General features: G+C 47.5%; 17 protein-coding genes. 8 read left to right on the top strand and 9 right to left on the bottom strand.

The window, feature by feature from the left end; genetic code table 11:
• Nucleotides 1–114: 114 nt before the first annotated feature.
• The 5 genes from SYNPCCP_RS16145 to SYNPCCP_RS16165 form a co-directional block, all read right to left on the bottom strand.
• Nucleotides 115–840 (bottom strand): hypothetical protein, encoded by a 726-nt coding sequence (locus SYNPCCP_RS16145; RefSeq protein ID WP_020861892.1) that lies wholly within the window; start codon nucleotides 838–840, stop codon nucleotides 115–117.
• Between the two features lie 130 nt (nucleotides 841–970).
• Nucleotides 971–4,189: a hypothetical protein gene (locus tag SYNPCCP_RS16150; RefSeq protein ID WP_010874281.1), complete on the bottom strand. Its 3,219-nt coding sequence runs from the start codon at nucleotides 4,187–4,189 to the stop codon at nucleotides 971–973.
• 102 nt (nucleotides 4,190–4,291) lie between these two features.
• Nucleotides 4,292–5,779, bottom strand: a complete 1,488-nt coding sequence (locus SYNPCCP_RS16155; protein WP_010874282.1) for a hypothetical protein — start codon at nucleotides 5,777–5,779, stop codon at nucleotides 4,292–4,294.
• Between the two features lie 10 nt (nucleotides 5,780–5,789).
• Entirely contained in the window at nucleotides 5,790–6,293 is a 504-nt protein-coding gene (locus SYNPCCP_RS16160; RefSeq protein ID WP_010874283.1) for a hypothetical protein, read from the bottom strand.
• A 57-nt stretch (nucleotides 6,294–6,350) separates the two neighbouring features.
• Nucleotides 6,351–7,760, bottom strand: a complete 1,410-nt coding sequence (locus tag SYNPCCP_RS16165) for a lipoprotein (RefSeq protein WP_010874284.1) — start codon at nucleotides 7,758–7,760, stop codon at nucleotides 6,351–6,353.
• A 402-nt stretch (nucleotides 7,761–8,162) separates the two neighbouring features.
• On the opposite strand from SYNPCCP_RS16165, the gene SYNPCCP_RS16170 reads away from it, so the two are divergent.
• On the top strand, nucleotides 8,163–11,183 hold the full coding sequence (locus tag SYNPCCP_RS16170; RefSeq protein WP_010874285.1) for an RNA helicase: 3,021 nt from the start codon (nucleotides 8,163–8,165) through the stop codon (nucleotides 11,181–11,183).
• Nucleotides 11,184–11,293: 110 nt separating this feature from the next.
• On the opposite strand, the gene SYNPCCP_RS16175 is transcribed toward SYNPCCP_RS16170, so the two are convergent.
• Both SYNPCCP_RS16175 and SYNPCCP_RS16180 read right to left on the bottom strand, forming a co-directional pair.
• Nucleotides 11,294–11,629, bottom strand: coding sequence for a hypothetical protein (locus tag SYNPCCP_RS16175; protein ID WP_010874286.1), 336 nt, complete (start codon nucleotides 11,627–11,629; stop codon nucleotides 11,294–11,296).
• Between the two features lie 37 nt (nucleotides 11,630–11,666).
• Nucleotides 11,667–13,037 (bottom strand): GIY-YIG nuclease family protein, encoded by a 1,371-nt coding sequence (locus SYNPCCP_RS16180; RefSeq protein WP_223211311.1) that lies wholly within the window; start codon nucleotides 13,035–13,037, stop codon nucleotides 11,667–11,669.
• Between the two features lie 143 nt (nucleotides 13,038–13,180).
• Between SYNPCCP_RS16180 and ilvD the strand changes: the two genes are divergently transcribed.
• Both ilvD and SYNPCCP_RS16190 read left to right on the top strand, forming a co-directional pair.
• Nucleotides 13,181–14,866: a dihydroxy-acid dehydratase gene (gene ilvD / locus SYNPCCP_RS16185; RefSeq protein ID WP_010874288.1), complete on the top strand. Its 1,686-nt coding sequence runs from the start codon at nucleotides 13,181–13,183 to the stop codon at nucleotides 14,864–14,866.
• Between the two features lie 262 nt (nucleotides 14,867–15,128).
• A complete protein-coding gene (locus SYNPCCP_RS16190; RefSeq protein WP_318025289.1) occupies nucleotides 15,129–17,456 on the top strand; it encodes a phosphoketolase family protein in 2,328 nt (775 codons plus the stop codon).
• Nucleotides 17,457–17,581: 125 nt separating this feature from the next.
• Here SYNPCCP_RS16190 and SYNPCCP_RS16195 read toward each other — a convergent pair whose 3' ends face one another.
• Both SYNPCCP_RS16195 and SYNPCCP_RS16200 read right to left on the bottom strand, forming a co-directional pair.
• Nucleotides 17,582–17,839 (bottom strand): hypothetical protein, encoded by a 258-nt coding sequence (locus tag SYNPCCP_RS16195; RefSeq protein ID WP_020861887.1) that lies wholly within the window; start codon nucleotides 17,837–17,839, stop codon nucleotides 17,582–17,584.
• Between the two features lie 75 nt (nucleotides 17,840–17,914).
• Nucleotides 17,915–18,370 (bottom strand): SRPBCC family protein, encoded by a 456-nt coding sequence (locus SYNPCCP_RS16200; protein WP_010874291.1) that lies wholly within the window; start codon nucleotides 18,368–18,370, stop codon nucleotides 17,915–17,917.
• A gap of 204 nt (nucleotides 18,371–18,574) precedes the next feature.
• On the opposite strand from SYNPCCP_RS16200, the gene SYNPCCP_RS16205 reads away from it, so the two are divergent.
• From SYNPCCP_RS16205 to SYNPCCP_RS16225, 5 genes are all read left to right on the top strand, one after another.
• Nucleotides 18,575–21,247, top strand: coding sequence for an efflux RND transporter permease subunit (locus SYNPCCP_RS16205; RefSeq protein WP_020861886.1), 2,673 nt, complete (start codon nucleotides 18,575–18,577; stop codon nucleotides 21,245–21,247).
• A 57-nt stretch (nucleotides 21,248–21,304) separates the two neighbouring features.
• On the top strand, nucleotides 21,305–21,730 hold the full coding sequence (locus SYNPCCP_RS16210; RefSeq protein WP_010874293.1) for a phasin family protein: 426 nt from the start codon (nucleotides 21,305–21,307) through the stop codon (nucleotides 21,728–21,730).
• Between the two features lie 70 nt (nucleotides 21,731–21,800).
• Nucleotides 21,801–22,277 (top strand): hypothetical protein, encoded by a 477-nt coding sequence (locus SYNPCCP_RS16215; RefSeq protein ID WP_010874294.1) that lies wholly within the window; start codon nucleotides 21,801–21,803, stop codon nucleotides 22,275–22,277.
• 111 nt (nucleotides 22,278–22,388) lie between these two features.
• Nucleotides 22,389–23,279, top strand: coding sequence for a tRNA pseudouridine(55) synthase TruB (gene truB / locus SYNPCCP_RS16220; RefSeq protein WP_010874295.1), 891 nt, complete (start codon nucleotides 22,389–22,391; stop codon nucleotides 23,277–23,279).
• 110 nt (nucleotides 23,280–23,389) lie between these two features.
• Nucleotides 23,390–24,025 (top strand): HAD family hydrolase, encoded by a 636-nt coding sequence (locus SYNPCCP_RS16225; protein ID WP_010874296.1) that lies wholly within the window; start codon nucleotides 23,390–23,392, stop codon nucleotides 24,023–24,025.
• The last annotated feature ends 153 nt before the right edge of the window (nucleotides 24,026–24,178 follow it).

Raw genomic sequence — 24,178 nt, forward strand, 5'->3', positions numbered from 1 at the left:
AATCCCTCATTGCTGGACAAGGATTATTTTGCTGAGCATAAACTGGACTAATGCTCCGAATTATTACAACAATAAAAACAATTGCAAAATTTCTCAGTCTATTCATAAATTCATTTATTTGTCGCCAAAACTCCCTTTTGAAGTTAGCTTCCAATGATTTTCTTTAATTAACTCTAAATGAGCAGGAAACTTGAGTTCAAATCTATCTGATACGGCATTCATTTCAAATATTCTACTATCATTATTTAGTTTAATTAATCTTGATATTTTCGGCATGGTAGCATTGGGAATTAAGTAGAACTGATTATTGAATTGAAAAATAAGGTAAATAGCATTGGCTTTATCTGAAATTGACTTAAACTCTATAATTGGTTCCCCATCAATAGCTCGTCTATTGTCTTTAGATTCTTCTGTTAGCTCAACAGGAATAAAGTTAGGATGATTGAAATAATCGACATTTAGTTGTGCGTACTGCTCAAGAATAATTTTTACTTGATCAATTTGTTCTTTTTGTTGCTCTATTTCCCCTACTTGAAGTTCATTTACATTAAAGCTTTTTGGCCGATTGTCGTGGTATCGATTGACTGAATTTAAATAATTTAACTGACTGCTCAGGTCGGCTACCTTTGTGTGTAAAGTAATATTTTTTTCTTTATATTTTTGAATTTGATTACTTAATACATTTAGTTGTTGTTGCACTTGATTGATATCGGAAGTATTCAAAAGTATTTTTTTTCCTTGTGTTTCTACGGTTTCACTGATTTTTTTGACTTTTCTGAAGTCTGATGAAAATCCACGCATTTTTTTGTTATTTAAAATACTAATAGCAATACTAACCATTGAAAATATGAAGGCAAGTATTGAAGCGGTAATGGAGATTGATATCCACGACTGTTCTGATATAAGTTTAAAAAATTCCATGAGTTTGATTTTTTACCTAATTTAAATTCTATGAGACTATCAATTATATTTAAGATTTAGACCACTTATCTGCAATTAAATCAATAAAACATTTAAGTACGATTAAAAAAGTTGGCTCTGCTTCAAATTCAGATACTGGGCCATGTTTCCGAAGACAAGCTTTCTTAATACGAGATTTCAAAATTACTTGATCGTCATTGCTCAACTGATAAAGTCCAGATCCATCAAAATTTCTCAATATATCAACTTCATTTATTCCTAATTCTTTGACTGTCTGATTAAAATTTTTAATATAATTTTCTAATTGGGAAAAAGACGCAATTTCAAACTGATTTATTTCTTCCCACTCATCATCAGTTTGTAATAAATCTTCAGATCCATAATCCTTACCATTGATTGTGCAAGACTCCCCTAGAAAAGGATAAGTTTTCTGGTTAGTTGCAATGCCCTGAAGCTTTTCTCCATCTTCTGGAACAACTAACCCTCCACACACTTCTTCTTTGGGATATTCAGATAGCGTAGAAACCTCTGGATTGTATGATAGCCCAGATGCTTTTGTTAAAAGTCCCTGAAAAAGAATATTTACTTCCGATGATTCTGAAAATTCACCTGTTGGAGTTAGCCAATGTAGAAATCGAGAACCATTGCCACCAAAGAGAAAAGTAGTTGCTATTCCATCCGTGAAATGCTTATTTTGTACGTGTAGTATTCTTTGGATTAGTCCAACATAGTGAAATAGACCTCCGACAGCAAAACTAATTAGCGTTCTGAATTCACGATTTCTCCGCTTGTCGCAGTTGATAGCATAACCTTCCGATAAAATTCTTTCTGCATTACTTCTCATATAAGTATCAAGGGCAGAATCAAAGTTATTACCACTTAATACTTTCGCAACATTACGAGCAGCTTCTGGCGGCAAACCAAAAATTTCATCAGTAAAATTAAGATTACTTTCTAAAATGCGGTGAAAGATATTTCTTCCAGCAAATGGCACCGAAACTTGATGTATTAAATTGTTATCTTGCCAAATTGAAATATCTGATGTGCCGCCTCCAATATCAATACAAGTTGTGTTAATGAGATTCTTTTTGAGAATATCGGCAAAAAATTGTGCAAAAGCAACGCTTTCAGTTCTTAGTCCTCTGTCATCTACGATGTGATTTTGTCCACTGACTAAATTCAACTGGTCTAGTACACGCTTCCAAGTAATCTGGTAACGATTGAGATCCATCGTGGAAAAAGCAGATGGATAAGAAATGGACCATTTTACTTCTCGAACTTCTTGCCATGCCGCTTGGGCAGCAATCATGCGTGCCAGTTGTGATAAAAATGGACGCTGATGCTGTACTTTTTCCCATTTAATGTTTGTTTTAATAAACTCTTTATTGAGTTCATATTTATCGAGCCGAGGAAAATATATTCGACCATCTACCACAAGCTCTGGAATATCTCCATCTATTTCTTGCCATCCCCTGGTGGTTAGCATTGCTAGCATGGGAGGATTATTACCTTCCGGTAAAAGCAGATCAGGAATGAAAAATTCTCGATAAATTACTGTTTGAATATCTTCCAAACTGTGGGTGATTTTCAGCAAATTAGTTTGGAGTTGCAACCTTTCTGGAGTACCGCTAGAGCCTTTCCGCACGTAAACATTGGTAAATGACGTGCCGAAATCTAATCCCACCGTCCAAGTGGTGGCATTTCCGCCCTGGGCTTTGGGTATCCGCAGAGGAATAAGACCAAGCGGCTGGGCATTTTTATCAATCGCCAGGAGGACATCGGGGTAGGCATCACATTTCCAGTACTGATAACTTTCCTGACCCGATCGTCGATTTTCCGCTTGGGCATTGGGAGTGGGCTGATCCACCCGAAAAGCTAACTCACCATACTCTTCCGTGGTTTCCACTAGCAAGAAATATTCTTTCCATAAACTGGGAGGCACATTGGGCCAAAGCGCCAAGGTGGGAAAATCCTGCTTAATTTCATTTTCCGCCTTGAGGGGATATTCCTGGGACATTGTATAGGCCACAGGCCGCTCAAATCCTGATATTTGCACCGTCAGCGAAATCCGTACCCCCGGGCCTTCAGGAGTGGAAACCGGGGCTAACTCCACCTGTTTTTCCAAATCTTCACTGCTGAAATATTCCCGCAGAAAGGGCTTAAAGGGTAACAGAATGGTCAGATTATCCAGATTTAGCTTTTGGTCTAACCAAGTGCCCGGTAACAAACCCTTTGTTTTGTGGAAATAAAGATTATCTTGGAAAATATCCGCCGGGGTAGCAAAAATGGCATCGGAACGCCGGTGAAGATTAGGATCAAAATTGAGCAGAGGGGACGCGTCAATAACATTAATTTCCTGGGGTTGTTTACCTAACAGTCCTGGTAGTTGTACTGGATCAAGAATATAAAGTTGCTTACTGGGATTGCGACTGGCTGAAGCAATTACCCTCACATTGGAAGGATTTTGTACCGCCTCCGCTGGATATAAAGCATTCAACGGAGGTGGAGCTAAAGGAATACCAAACGGTAAATTTTTTGTAGTAGGTTGAAAGACATTACTGGTGGTGACCCCCAAATCTTGGATATAGTCGTCAATCATCCCCGAAACCCGTCCCGCCAAATCCTCATTTTGGGGATTACGCATCAAATTACCCTTCAAATTTTCCAACCAAGGCAACAACACCTCCTTTTGATTGGGAGCCAAACCATTGCCAATGGGATTAGTGAAAAAGCCATTTTTTATCCACGCAATACGGCGACTTAAATGCTCAGGAAAATAACCCGTGGGGCAAACAATGGTGGCCGGACTAGTCATACCGATCGCCACGCCGTCCAGTTCAAACAAATACAACTCCGCCCAGGGACCATCGGGGGGAACCATGGCCAACACATTATCTTTATCGTTGGGGCGCAATTTCCAAAGACAGCGGGCAAATTCCTTATCTTGATAATCCTTGAGCCGCACCTGGGTGGCAGTGATCTTAAGATTTAAATTTTCCGCCAGGGCTAAAGCCGTTAATAAACCTCGATATTGCTCAATTAACCAATCCCGACTGGGGTATTGTCGGTTGCGAAAAGCCGAAATTAATTGCAACGGCCGAGACCAAGGACTAGGGATAGAATTTACTTCCCGGTAGGCTCCTGCTTCAAACTCCAAACTATTACCCAAGCGGTTAAACAATCCCACTCCCTCGGCGATCCATTCCCCTGGAGCAGCGCCACCAGCAAAATCTTGATTAGTTTTGGGAAGTAGGGGTTGGTTAGTCATGGTTAGTCAGGCAATTAAAAATAAAGCTGGGGGAAGGGAAAAATAGGGTGCAATTAGCCTAGGTCAAAAAGCTGATTCACAGTTAAATGAACGTAAAGCGGACTAAAGTAAATCAAACAGGGCATGGGCTAAGCCAAAAACGCCTTTATCATAACTTTTGCCCTCATCTGCTAAACGGTTCTTGATTGTGTCCAGGCGATCGCCACTTTGCGCCGCTTGACTTTTCTCCTTATCAATAATTAATTGGTGGAGATGTTCACGATAACCGGGGTTTTGTTTCAGATCGTCCAAATGTTTGAGCTGAAAAAGTTGCTCGCCATTGACATGGGCAGAGGAAACCTGTTGGGCCCATTGCAAAAACTTCTTGGCCCAGGCTGTGAGTAGATCATTTTTGGCCACTTCCTGGGCATTGTCCACCAGGGGTTTATCCTCTTCCCCTGCCCTAAGAGCAAAAAAGTGTTGGAACCAAGGAGCACCCTTCGCAAACTTTTTACCTCCCAACTTCCGGGCCGCTTCCAACTCCAAGGAAAAGTTATAGAACCAAGCGTAGGCAAAGCGCACTCCCTTACTGAGGGCTAATTTAGCGATTTCGTCATCCGGCAAGTCCGTCCAAATCAGACTATTGATATCCCCCCGACTGATGTAGTGGGCCACCGTTTCCCCCATGGGTTGATCGAAACCATGGTTAGCGGCCAGGGCGGCGTACAGTTCGACAAAATGGGCCCCATTTTCCTGATTTTTGCCCCCAGTGTGGGAATCATACCTAGTTTGGGCATTGTCCCCAATCAAGTACACACTATCAAAACAGCCTTGGGACTGCTCCGTTAAGTATTGCAATGCCGCTTGGGTATTGAGGGCAAAAAAGCGAGTTTCGGCAAACACCGTTTGATCGCCGTCGTCAGGACGTTCAAAGGCAAAGTACGGTAACAACAAAGATGCGTGAATACGAACTCGAAGATTGTCCTGTTTTAACTGATTACTAATTAGTTTAGCCAGGGTAGGAACCCCGGAAGCTCCTGTTCCCCCAAAGATACTGCCAAAGAAATGCACCACCACATCATTGCCCCGACCTACCCCTAAATCCGTGGTTAGATTATTAAATAGCTGTTGCCATCCCCCAGCCTGGGTTTGCTGGAGACTATCCAGTTCTAAACGACTCATCACCGCTGAACCGATGGGAGGCCGGCCCCGAAACCCCACTCCTAGATCGGCAGTTTGTTCCGCTGGACTGTAAAGGGCATCAAATAATTTTGCTAAGGGAGGAGCACTGGCCCGCAAAGCTTGTTTGTTAAAAACCCCTGCTAAGTTGTTGTTATGAACTTGGTCCCCCAGGGGATTCCAGGTGCCGTAGTGGAAAAATTGTCCACTCATTAAGGGGCTTTTCCCTTGGCCAAAAGCTTTTTGGGCATCGTCGGTGGTACGGAAGTTGACCCCAGTTCTTTGAGAGTTGCCGTTAGAGGTATCTGCATCGACCAATAAAATTCTTAGTTCGGAGTTGTCGCCGTACAGCCCCAGGGAATGGAGAAAAATGGCCGCTTCCACGCATTTAGCTCCACTGCCCCCCACACCGATGGCATAAATTTTTTGCATGGCTTAACCTCTAACCTCCATAAATTTTGCGTAATAACATTGACCCCGGTGGCACGTAGCGCATGGATTTGGGAGTGGCTAGGGCCGTGGGCAGCCAGAAAATTAACAAGACATCGACAATGATGAAGCCCAGTAGCCAGAAAAATGGTTCTAGGTTACGGCTGTCATCAAACCAGCCGTTAAGGAAACTCAGACCCACTAGAGCCAACATGGTCACTACACCGAGGACAATGGCAAAAATCCACCAAAGACCGCCGGTGCTGAGCACGTCCTGGGCCTTGGTGAAGCCACTGCTGAGGGCTTTAGCAATCCAGAATAGGAGTAACAGCGCTCCCAATACATAAACCACGTAAAGGGTGGGGAATAAAATCTCTGCGGCCCATTTATCCAAGTTACCCCGGGATAAACTCAAAGGCAGTCCACTTCCCCCTAGCAACCATGGCTGTAACCCAAAAATGACAATGGTGGCGATCGCTACTGTAACCACCAGGGCCACTATCTCCGTAATTTTCATAACCCCTATCCTGCCGAACTAATACGTGAAGATTAGCAAAAATTTTGATTAAGCAATTTAATAGTGGCTATAGCCGAGACAAAACTTAACAGCATCTTGATTATTGGCCACCGCCCCCCGTAGTCCCGATACAAAAAGCAGTAAATTTTGGGTTCTGGCCCCGTCCGGGTTACTAATGTCCATATCCCAATCCCGCCACACTGCCTGATCCAATTGGCGATCGCCAAGGGTGACGTAAACTAATTTTCCTTGCCCCTGGGGTACCTGATTGCCATCAAAAACAGCGGTTAATAAAAGGCGGGCATTCTCTCCCCCGGGATTTTGAGCAATTTCTGCTTTTTTCACCGTCAAAAAGGGTTCAGACACATTGAAAAGATCTGGGGTTAGCTCTCCACCAGTGAGGGAAACGGTACTTTTAGAAGGAATATTTAACTCCAACGGTGGCAGAGGGCTAGCAGAATTTTCACCACAATTGGTTTGTTCGACCATAAGCCAATCCTTTTCCTGGTCTTGGTTTGGCCTCTGACGGTCTATGGAACCAATGTCAATTACGCATTCTTGAATAGTGCCTTTTAAAGAACTGTTGTCTAGAGTCACCGTATCTGCTTGGCCAAGCTCAAAGGCGGAGGCCCGAAAGGCTTTATTGACATCTAAGGGAAGCTGACGGAATTCCCTTACCAATTCATCCACCGTTTCCTGGGGCCCCGTCATCAGGATAAAAAATGGTCTGCCCTTTTGATCCACGTCCTGGCCAGTGGTGTTGTAAACAAAAGTGGGATAACCAGCGTTGGCAGAATAAACATTGCCCCGGAACTGACTCCGAACTCCCAAGAGCACGGCTTTATAGTTGGGATTATTGTTTAACTCTTTGCTGATCAGGCCAGAAATTTGTCCCACAGCGGCATCGTCCGGTTCTAGGTCGGTGAGTAAAATTTTCAGACTGCGGGTAGCACTGGTATTGGTGGAAGTGTTGCTATCCTCTTCACTCCCTTCATTTCTTTCCCCTTGATTATTAGATGTGCCGGCGGCCGGGCTTTCCAATTCATAAAGTTGCCCCAAAGTACTGGAAACACAAGGATAATCCGCTATTGGCTGATCCCGACGACAATAAAAGGGCGCTTTACTGGCGGCCAGAAATTGGTTAGCAGAAATCGGTTGGGCCTGACTAATATTTTCATTGCTCCCCACCCGCCAATAGGAAGTGGGCAAATTTTTGTTTTGCAAAAGGGTGTGCAAAGAGGCGATCGCCTGGCCATAGCGACCACCAGGTTGACTGACAAAACCCACCATGGACTCACTGGCATCTACCCCCACCATTACATCCAGGTTTTCAAAAGGCCCAGGGGAAGATTGTTCGTCTCTGCGCTCTACCATCCCTTGGTCTGTTTCCACACAGGGTAAACCTCCCCTCTGGCCACAACCGGCTAATACTAGAGCCAACAAAGAGAACAAAATCCAGCTTTTCACGCAAAAACCCAGAAAGACAATAATGGAAATGATTCATCAGAGCGGGAGTTCGCCCATTAGCCTAATGCACTGCTCTGAAAAAATCAAGCGCCTGCGGGTGAGCCCAAGTCATTTCGATTCTAAGCGAGAGTTCCTTGAGTTATTCCCTAAAGCTTTAATAGTCACGGCGCCAATATTAAAGTGACCCCATCCCTTATCCATTGCCATTACACAGGTTCAAACAACTTAAACTGTTTTGTATTGTTACTAACAGATTAAATTTTTACTGACCGGGGACGCTTAGAATCTCCCCAAGCTGATAGCCCTGCTAACTAATTAAGCACAGACAGAAAGCACCCGGTTTGAATTGCCTCCAGGATAACCAGATAAAATGGGAACTTAATCACCCTTTTGCCTAAATCTGTGAAAACCCTAGCCTACGCTAACCCTGCTGATCTATTCGCCTTTCCCTTGGATGACTTCCAACAAGAGGCGATCGCCGCCCTGGACCAAGACCAGTCAGTGGTAGTGTGTGCCCCCACAGGTTCCGGTAAAACGGTAGTCGGAGAATATGCCATCTATCGAGCCATTGCCAGGGGAAAAAGGGTTTTTTATACTACGCCTTTGAAGGCCTTGTCCAATCAAAAAATTCGGGATTTCCAGGAAAAATTAGAGAAGTTAGGCCTAGAAAATGCGGCCCAACTAGTGGGCTTAATTACCGGTGATACGGTGATCAATGCCGATGCCCCGGTGGTGGTAATGACCACGGAAATTTTTAGGAATATGCTCTACGAAACCCCCATTGGGGAAGTAGGCACTTCTTTGGAGGACGTGGAAACAGTGGTGTTTGACGAAGTCCATTACATCAGCGACCGGGGTCGGGGCACTGTGTGGGAAGAGTCAATCATTTATTGTCCCAGCACCATTCAACTGGTGGGTTTGTCCGCCACCATTGGCAACCCGGAACAGTTGACCGAATGGATTAATCAAGTCCGCACTGGGGTTTCCCTGAAAGTATTACGCCAGGGAGAGCAACGTAATGATTCCCCCCCCTGTGTGCTGGTCAATTCCGATTTCCGTCCTGTGCCCCTCACCTTTCACTACAGCACCCGCAAAGGTTTATTTCCCCTGTTGAATGAGAAAAAAACGGGAGTTAATACTCGCCTATTGCCCAAGGCTGGGAATAAAAATACCCGTTCTGGTAAAAATCGCCGCATGCGCCGGGAGGATTGTCCCTATCCCCTGTTGGTGATGCAACAGCTACAGGAACGGAATTTGTTGCCGGTAATCTATGTAATTTTTAGTCGGCGGGGCTGTGAACAGGCGGCCCAATCCCTGGAAGATTTATCTTTGGTGGAACCGGCGGAGCAGGAAAGTATCCAACTGCAACTACTGGATTTTTTCTTTGGCAAAAATCCCCTACTGCGGCAGAAGTTGGAACGGGATTTGGCCAATGGTTTGCCGGATTTAGTCCAAGCGGTCGTTGCCTATTTGGATCATCCCCAGGACAGTGAAGCGGCCCAAAGACTTTTGACTGCGTTGGCGATCGATCCAGAAGGTATGTTCAAACTCTGGGGTTGGATTGCCCAATCTTCTCCCATGACTAGGTTCGAGCAGATTGAACCCCTTTTACGGGGCATTGCGGTGCACCACGCCGGCATTTTGCCAGATATGAAAACCCTGGTGGAAAAGTTATTTGAGCAGGGCTTGATCAAAGTGGTATTTGCCACAGCCACCCTCTCGGCGGGGATTAATATGCCTGCTCGCACCACGGTGATTTCTGCCCTATCCAAACGTACCAATGAAGGTCATGCCATGCTCAGTCCTTCGGAATTTTTACAAATTGCGGGGCGGGCTGGGCGGCGGGGTATGGATACGGAGGGCCATGTAATTACGGTGCAAACTCCCTTTGAAGGGGCCAATGAGGCCTCTTACTTAGCTCTAGCGGAGGCGGAACCGTTAAAAAGTTGGTTTACCCCTTCCTATGGCATGGTGCTGAATCTGTTGCAAAAACATGATTTGGAAGAAGTAAAAAGTTTGCTGGAACGGAGCTTTGCCGAATACTTGGCCCAGTTTGCCCTGGAACCCACTAAGGTGGCGATCGCCGAAACGGTGAAAAAATTATCCCAATTGGATATTAAGTTGGCAGGCATTGGGGAAAAGGATTTACGCAGTTACGAAAAATTCCGGGGGCGACTGCGGGAAGAACAAAGGTTGCTGAAAATTCTGGAAGAACAGGCGGAAAAAGAACGAAAGCAACAGTTAAAGGATCAACTCAAAACCCTGGCACCGGGTCAGCTTTTATATCTCAAAGGTCGCCACGTCAAAATCCATCAACCTCGTTTAGCGGTCATTGTTGCCCCCCTGGCCCCCGCCCATAATTTGCCCCAATGGTGCTGCCTGGGCAGTGATAACCGTTGGTATCATGTCACTGTGGGGGATATTTATGCGGTGCCCATTGGTAATCTGTCCCCAGCCCAATGGCAGCATTTAACCCCGCCCCCAGCGGAACTTTTGGCTCCCGGTAAATCGGTGAAGGGAGATGAGGAAACATTGGCGATCGCCGCAGGCCTAGACCCCCAAACCTATCCCTTAGAACCCAGCCCAGAACTGGTAGAACAACAGGCCAGGGTAGACCATGTGGAAAAACTGTTGGCAGTACATCCCCTGGCTAGCCAAAAACATCCCGGCAAACTTTTGGAGCAGTTCCACCAACGGCAAGAACTACGTAAAACCCTAAGCAAACGACAACAGGAGTATGATCGCCTACAATCCCGTCAATCCTACTATTGGCAGGAGTTCCTAGACTTAATTGACATTTTGCAGGAAATGGAAGCCCTGGAGGAATATACCCCCACACTGTTGGGGGAAGTGGCCGCCACCCTGAGGGGGGAAAATGAATTGTGGTTGGGTTTGGCCCTGATTTCCGGCAAATTCAACGATTTGGAACCAGAACAGTTGGCCGCCGCCGCCAGTGCCCTCATTACGGAAACTCCCCGTTCCGATGCTTGGACTGATTTCAAGCCTTCCCCTGTAGTGTTGGCCGCTCTCCGTCCCAGTAATGATTTGTTTGGCCTATTATTTTGCCTTAAACACCCTCAACCTCCCCTTGCCCTCTGGCAGGCTATGACGGTGGCGGATCATTTGCAACGGCTTAATCTCTGGGATCTACGACGTAAATTGATCAAAGCTCAAAATCAACGGGCGATCGCCATTCCCCTTTGGTTGGAAGTGGATTTTATGGGCTTGGTGGAACAGTGGGCATTGGGCATGGAGTGGGAAAACCTCTGCCGCCAGACCAGTTTGGATGAGGGGGATTTAGTCCGACTTTTCCGGCGCACGGTGGATCTGCTTTGGCAAATTCCCCAGGTGCCCCACCTTTCCCCCCGACTAAAACGGAATGCTCGCATTGCGGTGCAACAAATGAAGCGTTTTCCCCTCTAACCAATTGGCGATCGGGAGGATTTCCTCGAAAACGCTGGGAATATATCGATCACTTGGCCACTAAACACTAGGCGGCCATGGCCTTTTACTACCCCCAACAAGACCTATTTCTACAGGCGACCTTGGCTGGCCAATTTATAGCCAACGGCCATGGAGACAAAAGAAAGCAGAAATTCCCACAGACTAGTGGGATTAAGGATCGCTCGACTGCTAAAAAACACCAGCACCACGCCGATGATAATCGGTATCCAGCCCCAGGATTTTTCCCTGGCGGGCAAAAAAACTAACATCATCACCCCAGCAATGAGGGCCAAAATTGAGCCATCGGCGGCAATACCCCGCCAAAAGTAAGGATAAACGTTGGTAGTGAAAATGATGTTGTTACCCAGAAAATAGATGCCGGTGCCAATGAGAACTATGCCGATCAGTCTTGCTATTAGAGCCATGGTATTGTCGTGGTAATTGATTTATTGATAATGGGCATTAAACTTTGGGTTTTAGCTTGATATTTAGTTTAGGGACAAAGCTTTTGATTAAAACTGATTCTATTTCCTGCAGATAATGTTTAGGTAGCGAAGTTATGAAAGCAATTTTGCCATCTTCTATTAAGTCAAAATCAGATTGTCTGTGATGAGAATACCAACGCTTTTGAAGGTTGACTGACATTCCAATATATTGAATTGCATCATCTTTGTTGAGGACAAAATAAATTCCAGGCTGTTCTGGTAGTTCGTCCCTTTCTTCAATTGGTACTGCTGACAATTTTGCGGGATTAATTTGAGTTATTTCCAAAAAAATTCCATCGTAAATGAATTTTGAAATATATTCAATAAAGGAAAGGAATAAAAAATCAGAGCTATTCCAGGAATTTAATTCTTCTGGTAATTCTGAATCTAAAGGATCAAATTCCTGACCATCGAGGACACACATAAAAGAAGCGATTATGTTTTCCCATTCATAAACATATTTTTTAGATTTATAGCGGTTCTGCCATTTATCTAGCCAATTTTGTGCATCATTCCAAGCTTCTGGATAATACCATTCTTGCCATAATTGTTTTAGTTTATTCGCCGTCGGTGGTTTTGGTGGATCGCAATATTCGCGGTCGTAAATATTTTTCCATGCTTTCCTAAATATTGAGTATATTTCACTAGGTAACTCTGGGATTTCAAATTCTTTTTGCTGATAGCTTTGGATTTCTGGATCAATATCAATATATTTAGTGATTTCGTTGGATTCGTTGTTTTGACCCATCTTCATCTCTACTTGTGTCAATCCAGATTCTAATAAAGGAATAAAGTTGCTAGTTTCTAAAAATTCTCCATCAATAACTTCATCATTTATTTCTTCTTCTTTGGGTGTGTTAAGCAAAAGTGACAACTGTAATCCCAGCGCCCCAGAAATCCATTCTCTACCCGGAAACAACAAGTCAACTTGATATTTGTCTTCCAAAAGTAAACTAAAATTACCCTTAATTGAGTTGAGGTAATATTTTTTGACTTCAGATATTATTTCTTCGTAAAATTGTGACAAGATTTTAACTTCATTTGCCGCTTTTCCTTTGGTGTGTAAATAAGGCTTAACAACTACACTACCATGCTCACTTAAGGGATCTAGTTCCTCTGTTATCCACTCCTTAACATCTTCAATATCAAGGGAGCCTAATCCTTTATTTTCTCGACGTAAAAGTTCTGTCTCTATTGCTTTTCGGCAAATATCAGACCAATTTGCGTCTACCTTTGCCATTCGACTTTTTAAATCATCGGTCACATAAACATTGAGTGCAGGCATGGTTAAACCATAAGTAGAAGTATAAAGAAGATTATACGCATATTCTCTGGGTGCGACAACCAAAATTATGCGCACATGCAATTATTCTTTACAAAACTTAGGTTCTATCTCCCTAAGTTGACTTTTTGTGGCCAGGCTTGAGCAAAGGGGAATAAACCATCGACAATGGACAGAAGCATAGATTCGCTACGAGACAGGAGAGAACAATGTCCAACAATCCCAGAAGCCAGGTAATTACCCAGGGCACCCAACGGAGTCCCAACCGGGCCATGCTCCGGGCCGTTGGTTTTGGCGATGATGACTTTACGAAACCCATTGTGGGTATTGCCAACGGGTACAGCACCATTACCCCCTGCAACATGGGCATTAATGATCTGGCTCTACGGGCCGAGGCCGGCTTACGGACAGCGGGGGCCATGCCCCAATTGTTTGGCACTATCACCATCAGTGACGGTATTTCCATGGGTACGGAAGGGATGAAATATTCCCTAGTTTCCCGGGAAGTGATTGCTGATTCCATCGAAACAGTATGCAATGGCCAACGCATGGACGGAGTTTTGGCGATCGGGGGCTGTGATAAGAATATGCCGGGGGCAATGATTGCCATGGCTCGCCTCAATATTCCCTCTATCTTTGTTTACGGTGGCACTATTAAACCCGGACATTATGCCGGGGAAGATTTAACAGTGGTCAGTGCCTTTGAAGCGGTGGGCCAGTACAGCGCTGGCAAAATTGATGAGGAAACCCTCTACGGCATTGAACGGAATGCCTGTCCTGGGGCTGGTTCCTGTGGGGGGATGTTCACCGCCAACACCATGTCCTCCGCCTTTGAAGCTATGGGGATGAGCTTGCCCTATTCTTCTACCATGGCCGCAGTGGATGGGGAAAAAGCCGACAGCACCGAGGAGTCCGCCAAGGTTTTGGTGGAAGCCATCAAAAAACAGATTTTGCCCAGTCAAATTCTGACCCGGAAAGCTTTTGAAAATGCCATTGCCGTGATTATGGCCGTGGGGGGCTCCACTAATGCAGTGCTCCATCTGCTGGCGATCGCCAACACCATTGGGGTGCCCCTAAGCTTGGACGATTTTGAAACCATTCGCCACAAAGTACCTGTACTGTGCGACCTCAAACCTTCCGGCAAATACGTCACCACTAATCTCCACGCCGCCGGTGGCATTCCCCAGGTGATGAAAATATTGCTGGTCAATGGCATTCTCCACGGTGACGCTTTAACGATTACAGGACAGACCATTGCTGAAGTTTTAGCCGATATTCCTGACCAACCCCCTGCCGGCCAGGACGTAATCCATTCCTGGGATGACCCTGTTTATCAAGAAGGTCACCTGGCAGTGCTCAAAGGTAACCTGGCCACCGAAGGCAGTGTGGCTAAAATCAGCGGTGTTAAAAAGCCGGTGATCACTGGTCCCGCCAAAGTATTTGAATCTGAAGAAGATTGCCTAGAAGCGATTCTAGCCGGCAAAATTCAAGCAGGAGATGTGGTGGTCGTGCGCTATGAAGGGCCCAAAGGTGGCCCCGGTATGCGGGAAATGCTAGCCCCCACTTCTGCCATCATTGGGGCAGGGTTGGGAGACTCCGTTGGCCTAATCACCGATGGCCGCTTTTCTGGTGGTACCTATGGCTTAGTGGTGGGTCACGTTGCCCCCGAAGCTTATGTGGGAGGGGCGATCGCCTTGGTGCAAGAGGGGGATCAAATCACCATCGATGCTGGCAAGCGGTTACTGCAACTCAACATCAGTGAAGAGGAATTGGCCCAACGGCGGGCCCAATGGACTCCTCCTCAGCCCCGCTATCCCCGGGGGATTTTAGCCAAGTATGCCAAGTTAGTTTCCTCCAGCAGCCTTGGTGCAGTGACTGATATAGACTTGTTCTAAAATTCCCCCATGGGCTAGGGACTAAGGGCATCGCCTAGGGATTTCTTAGAGAGCAATGGGGCTGGGGGGTGTAGGCTATCGAGATGAAACAGCCTCCTTCTTGGGGTTAACGCCAAAATAACTTGTGGGTTCTACCCTGGTAGGGAAATGTACAAGTCTGGGAGTTTTTTCCATGGTTACATCCCCCTTTTCCCTTAGTCCCTTTGGTCAAGCTAGATCCACCGTCACTGGCAATCCCCTTGACCCGACAGAACTTAACCAAATGCACGGTTTTTGGCGGGCAGCCAACTACTTGGCAGTGGGCATGATTTATCTGCGGGATAATCCCCTTTTGCGGGAACCGCTTCAACCGGAACAGATCAAGCATCGCCTGTTGGGTCACTGGGGTTCTAGTCCCGGCATTAGTTTTCTCTACACCCATCTCAACCGCATTATCAGGAAATTTGACCAGGATATGCTGTACATGGTGGGGCCTGGCCACGGCGCACCAGGCTTTTTGGGGCCCTGCTACCTAGAAGGGAGCTATTCTCGCTTTTTTGCCGAGTGTAGTGAAGATGAGGACGGCATGAAGCGCTTTTTCAAACAATTTTCCTTTCCCGGTGGCATTGGCAGTCATTGCACTCCCGAAACCCCTGGTTCCATCCACGAGGGGGGAGAATTGGGCTACTGCCTATCCCATGCCTATGGCGCTGCCTTTGATAATCCCAATTTAATTGTGGTCGGTTTAGCGGGGGATGGGGAGTCGGAAACAGGCCCCTTGGCTACCTCCTGGCATTCCAATAAGTTTATTAACCCGATTCGGGATGGGGCAGTTTTACCGGTTCTGCATCTCAATGGGTACAAGATTAACAATCCAAGTGTTTTATCTCGCATTAGCCATGAAGAATTAAAGGCTTTATTTGAAGGTTACGGTTATACCCCCTACTTTGTTGAAGGCTCTGACCCGGAATCTATGCACCAAGCCATGGCAGCCACGTTGGATCATTGTGTGAGCGAAATTCATCAAATCCAACAAGAAGCTCGTAGTACGGGCATTGCCGTGCGCCCCCGTTGGCCCATGGTTGTGATGCGGACTCCCAAGGGATGGACGGGGCCTGACTATGTTGATGGCCATAAGGTAGAAGGTTTTTGGCGATCGCACCAAGTTCCCATGGGGGGCATGCACGAGAATCCAGCCCATTTGCAACAGTTGGAAGCTTGGATGCGGAGTTATAAGCCGGAAGAATTGTTCGACGAGCAAGGTACTTTAAAACCGGGATTTAAGGCGATCGCCCCGGAGGGAGATAAGCGTTTAGGCTCTACTCCCTACGCCAATGGTGGTTTGTTACGGCGGGGTTTGAAAATGCCGGACTTTCGTCAATATGGTATTGATGTGGACCAACCAGGCACCATCGAAGCCCCTAATACTGCACCCCTGGGAGTATTTCTGCGGGATGTGATGGCCAACAACATGACCAATTTCCGCCTGTTTGGCCCCGATGAAAATAGTTCCAATAAACTCCATGCCGTCTACGAGGTTAGCAAAAAATTCTGGATTGCTGAATATCTAGAAGAAGACCAGGATGGGGGGGAATTAAGTCCCGATGGTCGGGTGATGGAAATGTTAAGCGAGCACACCTTAGAAGGTTGGTTAGAGGCCTATCTTTTAACCGGGCGTCACGGCTTTTTCGCCACCTATGAATCCTTTGCCCATGTGATCACTTCCATGGTTAACCAACACGCTAAATGGTTGGATATTTGTCGACACCTCAACTGGCGGGCAGATATTTCCTCGTTAAATATCTTGATGACGTCCACCGTGTGGCGACAGGATCACAACGGGTTTACCCACCAAGATCCCGGTTTTCTCGATGTCATTCTCAATAAAAGCCCCGATGTGGTGCGAATTTATTTACCCCCCGATGTTAATTCTCTGCTTTCCGTAGCGGACCATTGTTTACAGAGCAAAAACTACATCAACATCATCGTTTGCGATAAGCAAGCCCACCTGCAATACCAGGACATGACTTCCGCTATCCGTAACTGCACTAAAGGGGTGGACATTTGGGAATGGGCCAGTAATGATGCCGGTACGGAACCGGATGTGGTGATGGCAGCGGCGGGGGATATTCCCACCAAAGAGGCCTTGGCGGCCACAGCCATGCTAAGGCAATTTTTTCCTAATCTGAGAATTCGCTTTGTCAGCGTGATTGATTTGCTCAAACTGCAACCGGAATCGGAGCATCCCCATGGCCTGAGCGATCGGGATTTTGACTCCCTCTTTACCACCGATAAACCGATTATTTTTAACTTCCACGCCTATCCCTGGTTAATTCATCGGTTGACCTATCGACGGACTAACCATGGCAATCTCCATGTGCGGGGCTACAAGGAAAAGGGCAACATCAACACCCCCATGGATTTAGCGATTCAAAACCAGATTGACCGTTTCAGCCTCGCCATTGATGTGATCGATCGCCTGCCCCAATTGCGGGTGGCCGGAGCCCACATCAAGGAAATGCTCAAGGATATGCAGATTGACTGCACCAACTACGCCTACGAACACGGCATTGATATGCCAGAAATCGTTAATTGGCGCTGGCCCCTCTAGACCTTAACTAAAATCCCTGACATCGTTCTAGTTTCTGTTCCAATAGGTTAGCTAGGCCATGGGGGACAACGCTGGTCCAGCAAAATTTTGGCAGAAGCTAGAGCAAAGTTGGGGAGCTTTTCCCGTTAAAGATCGGCAAAGGTTTCCCCTGCCAGTAAGCCAGCATTAATTTTGTTGGTGACCAGTTCCCGGTACATGGCTAGTTCCTGGGATAGTAATTCATACCGGGGCTTGGAGTGGAGTGCCAAGGCCTTAATGTTGGATTCTTCTTCCTTGGTGACCACACCATCGGCCACGGCCTGCTCGATCAGGGCTCGTAAATAGTCTAATTCTTGGGTTTCTTCCCCACTCAATTGCTGGGAATTAGGACGTTCTACTTTCACTGCCCACCTCCTAGTCATCGCCACTGCTTATTTCTTCCAGCTTAACTCAAGATTTTGGTAGGGAAACCCCGAGAATTAACTATGTAGGCCGCTGTTGATATATTCCCTTTCCGCCACCTGTTTTAACCGTCGCAGTTGAGCTTGCATGTCCGCACTGGTCCAACGGGCCGCAAACATTTGAAAGCCCCATTGCACAACGGGGTTGGGCACAGTGAACTCGAATCTATTCAGTAAATAGGTACCTTCTTCTAGGGGGCGACATTCCCAACGGTCTTGCCCTTGGAAAAATCCTTTGAATTGCCACACCACTAACCCTGGCGATCTCTCCACCACGACGCTTTTCAGGCTGGGTTTGAGCAGGGGAATTTGGATAGTAAAACGACTCCGGCCACCGATCGCCGTGGACCATTGACCGATGGGTTCACAACGCAGGGCCGGGTTGAGCCAAAGGTGCATCAGATCCAAATCAGTGAAACACTGTTCTACCACTGTGGCACTGGCCTTAATTTCAATGCCTTGCTCAAAGATCACAAAAGTTTAGGAAAAAGCTAGTTCAAGGGGGGCTGGTTTATCTTTTGGGGATGGTAACAGATTTCCAGGGGTCTTAACTGTTGGGGCCGATGGGAGAAGCCGGAGGAGAAGGATGGCCCAGGGCCATGTTCTGCTAGATTAGCCGAGGTGCGAATCAATTCATCTTCAAAGAATCGTACCCAGAAAAAGTTAGGAATTCCCTCGATGCAGTCCCCCCGTGCTCCCCGCTGGAATCTTTCCCATTGGGCCATTGACCATCCCCGTTTTACCATCGGTTTTTGGTTGGCGATCGCCGTGGCGGGGCTATTGACTTTTAGTTCCCTCAAATATGCCCTCTTTCCGGAAGTGAGCTTTCCGGTGGTGATTGTCCAGAGCAGTGGTGCGGGGTTGGATTTGGCCCAAACGGAGCAGAAGTTAACCATTCCCCTGGAAGAAAAACTAGTTACCATTGCCGATGCGGACGTGCAATCTTCCACCTACCCGGGGCAAACGGTGGCATCGGTGATTTTTTTAATGGGCCAATCCCTGGAACAGGCCACCACGGCGGTGGAACAATCTTTACAGGGAGTAACTCTACCAGCGGGCAGCGAAATTACCGTTGCTCCCTACAACTTGAACGAATCAGTGGCGGTGACCTATGCGGTGGCGTCCGAGACGTTATCCCTAGAGGAAATGGCGGCACCGTTGCAACAAGAATTAATGCCCCAGCTCCAAAACATTGCAGGGGTACTGCGGGTGGATTTACTGGGGGATGCTAACTTTCGATCGCCAGGGGTCAAGGCGTTGGCCCAACAAACCATCAATCCCCCCACCTTGACTCGTCATAACGGCCAGGATGTGTTGGCGGTGCAGGTGGTCAAAACAGCCCAGGCCAATACCCTGGAAGTGGTGGACCGGGTGGAGCAGTTAATTGTGGAGCAAGCCCCAAAATTTCCCCAGTTAAAATTCATTGAAGCAGAAACCACAGCGGGTTATATCCGGGAAGCAACCCAGGCCACCATTGAAGCCCTGTTGGGAGCGATCGTCTTGGCGGTGTTGATTATTTACCCCTTTCTCCGTAGCGGTTGGGCCACCCTAATCTCGGCGATCGCCATTCCCCTTTCCTTGCTGGGCACTTTCATCGTGATGGCGGCGTTGGATTTTAACCTAGAAACCCTGACCCTGTTGGCTCTAGCGTTAATTATTGGCATTGTAGTGGACGATGCCATTGTGGATGTGGAAAACATTGCCCGCCACGTTGAAGCAGGGGAACCTCCCAAACGGGCCGCCAAAATTGGCACTGAGGAAATTGGCCTAACTGTGTCTGCCACCACTTTTTCCATTGTGGTGGTGTTTCTACCCATTGCCCTGTTGGGGGGAACTTTAGGGGAATTTTTCTTCCCCTTTGCGGTCACCGTATCTGCGGCTGTGATCGTTTCCCTGCTGGTGGCCCGTACCCTATCTCCCGTGTTGACAGTGTTGTGGCTACGAACCCAAACTCCCCGGCCCCAGTCCTGGTTCAGTCGTGGTTTAGATGCCCTCGGCAATGGTTATCAACGGGTTCTAGCTTGGTCTTTGGGACACCGTTGGTGGATTGTGGCCCTGGCCCTAGTCAGTTTAATGGCAGGCTTAGCCATTATTCCCCTCATTCCCCAGGGATTTGTTCCCACCCTGGACCGGGGGGAATTTAACGTTATTTTTCAATCCGCTCCCCCCAAAATTGCTGGGGCATTGTCTACTCCCCCCAGGGGTAATAACAACGACACAAGCGCTGGTGGAGCCTTTGGCTGGATTGATCAACTGGCCACTAATCCGGAAGCAGTGCTATTACGACGGGGACGACGGGTGGCGGAAGAGTTGGAACCCCCAATTTTGGCCGATCCTGCCGTGACGGAAACGTTTACTGTGGTGGGCATCCAGGGCAATCCCCTCCAAGGCAAGATCTATGTCAAACTGGACTCAGACCGCGAGGTGACTACCCAAACAGTGCAAACGGAAGTGCGGGAAGCTCTGCCGGAAATTCCCCGGGTAACCACCAGGGTGGAAAATATCCTCTTTGTGCAAACGGGGGACGATACGCCCCTCAAGTTAGCTTTGTTGGGCAATGATTTAGACCTGTTACAAACCACGGGTAAAGCTCTGGAGGAAAAGGTGATGGCTTTGCCCGGTTTAACCCAAATCAGCCTCACTGGGGCCGAACCTGACAGCACAGGGATTTTACGTTTGCGGGGACAGAGAGCCGTCTATCTCAGTGCTTCTTTACTACCTAATTACGCCCTTGGGGATCTCACCCAACAGGTAACGGCGATCGCCGAGGGGTTATTGCCCCCAGGGGTAGAACTGAGTGTGCAGGGTGAATCGGCCCGGGTCGGATCAGTATTTCGAGAATTTGCCCTCGCCTTTTTACTTTCCTTGTTGGGCATGGCGGCCATTTTTCTGGGGCTATTCCGCCGTTTACTGGAACCCATGGTGGTGTTACTTTCCTTACCCCTATCCATTGTCGGGGCGATGGTGGGACTGCTGGTCACCCAGAGCGAATTTGGCATGATTTCCCTGATTGGCCTAATTTTTCTCCTGGGCCTATTGGACAAAAACGCCATTCTCCTGATTGACTATGCTAACCAACTGCGCCATCGGGGTTTATCCCGCCAGGAAGCCCTATTGCAAACCGGCCATATCCGTCTGCGCCCCATTTTGATGACCACCAGTTCCACTATTTTGGGTATGCTCCCCCTAGCTCTGGGATGGGGGGCCGGGGCGGAACTCAGGCAACCCATGGCGATCGCCATCATTGGGGGTCTATTCACTTCCTCCGTACTTAGTCTGGTGGTGGTGCCAGTTTTATATAGTTTGCTGGACGATGTTTGGGGGCAGAAGCCCAGGCCGGAAAAAACCTGATCTAGCTACCCTGGTAATATTTCCCTCGCCTAGCCATTGGTAGAGGGGAATGCCAAAATGAAGACAACGTTGTTTTCGGTAAGAATTATTATGTTGCGGGACTTAGTGCAAAAAGCAGTCTATTTAGGGGTTGGCATTGCTTCCTATGCCGCCGAAACAGCCAATAGCAATATCAAAGAATTGGGTAACCATGCCCAGAAGTTAGTGGATACCCTGGTGGAAAGGGGGGAAATGAATGCGGAAGAAGCCCGTCGCTATGTGGATGAATTAATTAGAGAGGCCCAAGGGGAGGCGATCGCCCATGGGGAAGGGGAAAATAAACAGCCCCGGCGCATTGAAATCATCACCGATGAAGAGGAAGCCAACCCCGATCCCCTCGCCCAAAAAACTCCTGCCCAGTCCCAAACGGAGGACGTGGAAGCCCTACGACGACAGGTGGCGGCCCTCCAGGCAGAATTGCAACGTTTGAACCGTCAACCCTAACCTAACCATAGGGGAAACCGTCTACCGCAAGTTGTCAACACTGCAAATAGCAAAAAATAGCAAAACAGTTATGGAAGATTGGGAGAAAAACCTCTGGTTAGCGGTGGAAACCTTGACCACAGCGGTGGAGACTTGGGTGGAAGACATGGAGAACGCCCTAGGGGAAGCAGCCGAAACCATCGAAGAGGAATTGGGCACCGAACTGCAATGGTTCTGGCAGGAATGGTCCACCTTCTGGGAAGACTTGTCAGACTTTGACGGGGACTTAAGCGACCTGGGGGAATTTGGCGATCGCCAGGGCCGGGAAGGACGGAACAATCAAACGGATGATCGAGGCTATTCCTCCCTGGTGCCCTGGTCTTCCCTGGACGGGGACTTTGGTCTTAATCCCCATCTGCCGGCCAACGCCAATCATCAACCGGCTTGCCAAGGTTGTCAGCATTACCATGGCTATGTGTACAACGGGCAACTGTTGGTGTGTGCCATGCATCCCTACGGTTGGGAAACGGAACAATGTCCAGACTGGCAAGGCCCCAATCCCAATTAATTGTTTCTGCTAACTTCCAACAACTCTTTTCAACGGCCAAAGCAGGCGATCGCCAAAGGGAACTGCTAAGGTTTTTGGTGGCCGCCCCTTAACTCCAGCAATTCTCCCCCTATGTTTGGTTTCCTCAATCTCCATAAACCTCTGCACCTCACTTCCCATGATTGTGTGGCCAAGGTGCGTCGTCTATTAAGGCAAAAACGGGTGGGGCACGGAGGCACCCTAGATCCTTTGGCGGAGGGAGTATTGCCCCTGGCGGTGGGGTCGGCTACCCGTTTACTGCCCTACTTACCTGGGGCAAAGCAATATCAAGCCCTTATTCGCTTTGGGGTACGTACCGACAGCGATGACCTAGCTGGGGAGGTATTAGAGAGTAAAAATGTTAGTTATTTAACCCTTGCCGCCGTTGAACAGATTTTACCGACTTTTTTGGGGGAAATTGAGCAAATTCCCCCTCAATACAGCGCTATTCAGGTTAATGGTAAGCGTTTGTATGAATTGGCCAGGGCTGGCATTCCCCAAGCAGTGCCCAGTCGCATGGTGACTATTAATGATTTGAAAATACTCGGTTGGCGATCGGGGAATCAGCCGGAATTAGATTTACAAGTTACCTGTGGGGAAGGAACCTACATTCGAGCCTTAGCCAGGGACCTTGGCGATCGCCTGGGAACAGGGGCAACGTTGGCGGGCTTGGTACGGCAACAGAGTGGGGGCATGGCCCTGGATAATAGCGTTGGTTTAACCGCCCTGGAAAAAATCGTGGCGGAGGAGGAGCATATTCCTCTCATTCCTCCCCAGGAAGCGTTAAGCCATTTACCCACAGTTCAACTGAATAGCGAATTGGAAAAAAGGTGGTTCCACGGCCAAAGATTGCTCTTGCCAGATCTACCCGTGGGAGTGGTACTAATCACATCGGAGCTAGGCCCAGTAAAATGCTTGGGCGTTGCCCTGGTGACTCCAGAAGACCATGGCACGGTGTTACGGCCAAAAGTTGTGCTGAATTAAAAATTAATCTAACTAATCTTGGATTTCATTAACTTTTGAACAAAATTTAGTTAAAAACTTGCAAATTTACTTTTTTAAAGAATCAAATAATTGTTACCCTCATCTTAACTATGGCTAACGAAAAAATTATTGTTTTTGACCTCGATGGAGTATTAATCGACTCCGAAGAAGCTAACTACCAAGCCTTTGCCTATGGCATTGAACAGTTAGGCTTACCTAGGCCCGATCGCCAAACGGTGGTTTCCCTAGTGGGACTGAAAGCTTCCCTCATGCTAGAAAAATTAGGCTGCCCTAGGCAAGAAGTAGAACGTATTTTTAAAGATTTTGTCCAACCTTTTTACATCGAAAATCTCCCCCAACTGGCGGCCCCCATGCCCAACGCGGTAACGGTTTTAACTACTTTAAAGCAACGGGATTACCGCATTCTAGCCTGCACTTCCGGCGATCGCCGTACCCAAACAGCGGCCTTGCAAGGAGTGGGTTTATGGTCGGCCATTGAAACCATGCTGGCGGCGGATGATTCCCCATTTGCCAAGCCCGATCCCCGTTACCTACAACAATTGCTCGCTCCCTACGATTACCAAACCCTGTTGCACGTAGAAGATGCAGAAGTGGGCATTCGCATGGGACAAGCCTGCGGCGCAGTGAGTATTTTTGCTGAGTATGGCTATGGTTCCCTCCCAGCGGATTTGCCAGTGGATCATCGCCTCAGCCAACTGGCCGATATTTTGGCGATCGCCCTTTAGAGCGTGTTTGAAAAGCCCCCCTGGCTCCACAAGTTTGGGGGGAAACTAAGTCAAAGTCCCCCAGTATTGCCGGAGCTTTAGTGAGGAGATTTAGGGGGCAGAATCAGACTTTATAAACAGGTTCTTAGAAGGCTACGCTATCCTAAAATTTAT

This window comes from Synechocystis sp. PCC 6803 substr. PCC-P (assembly GCF_000284455.1).
GTDB lineage: Bacteria > Cyanobacteriota > Cyanobacteriia > Cyanobacteriales > Microcystaceae > Synechocystis.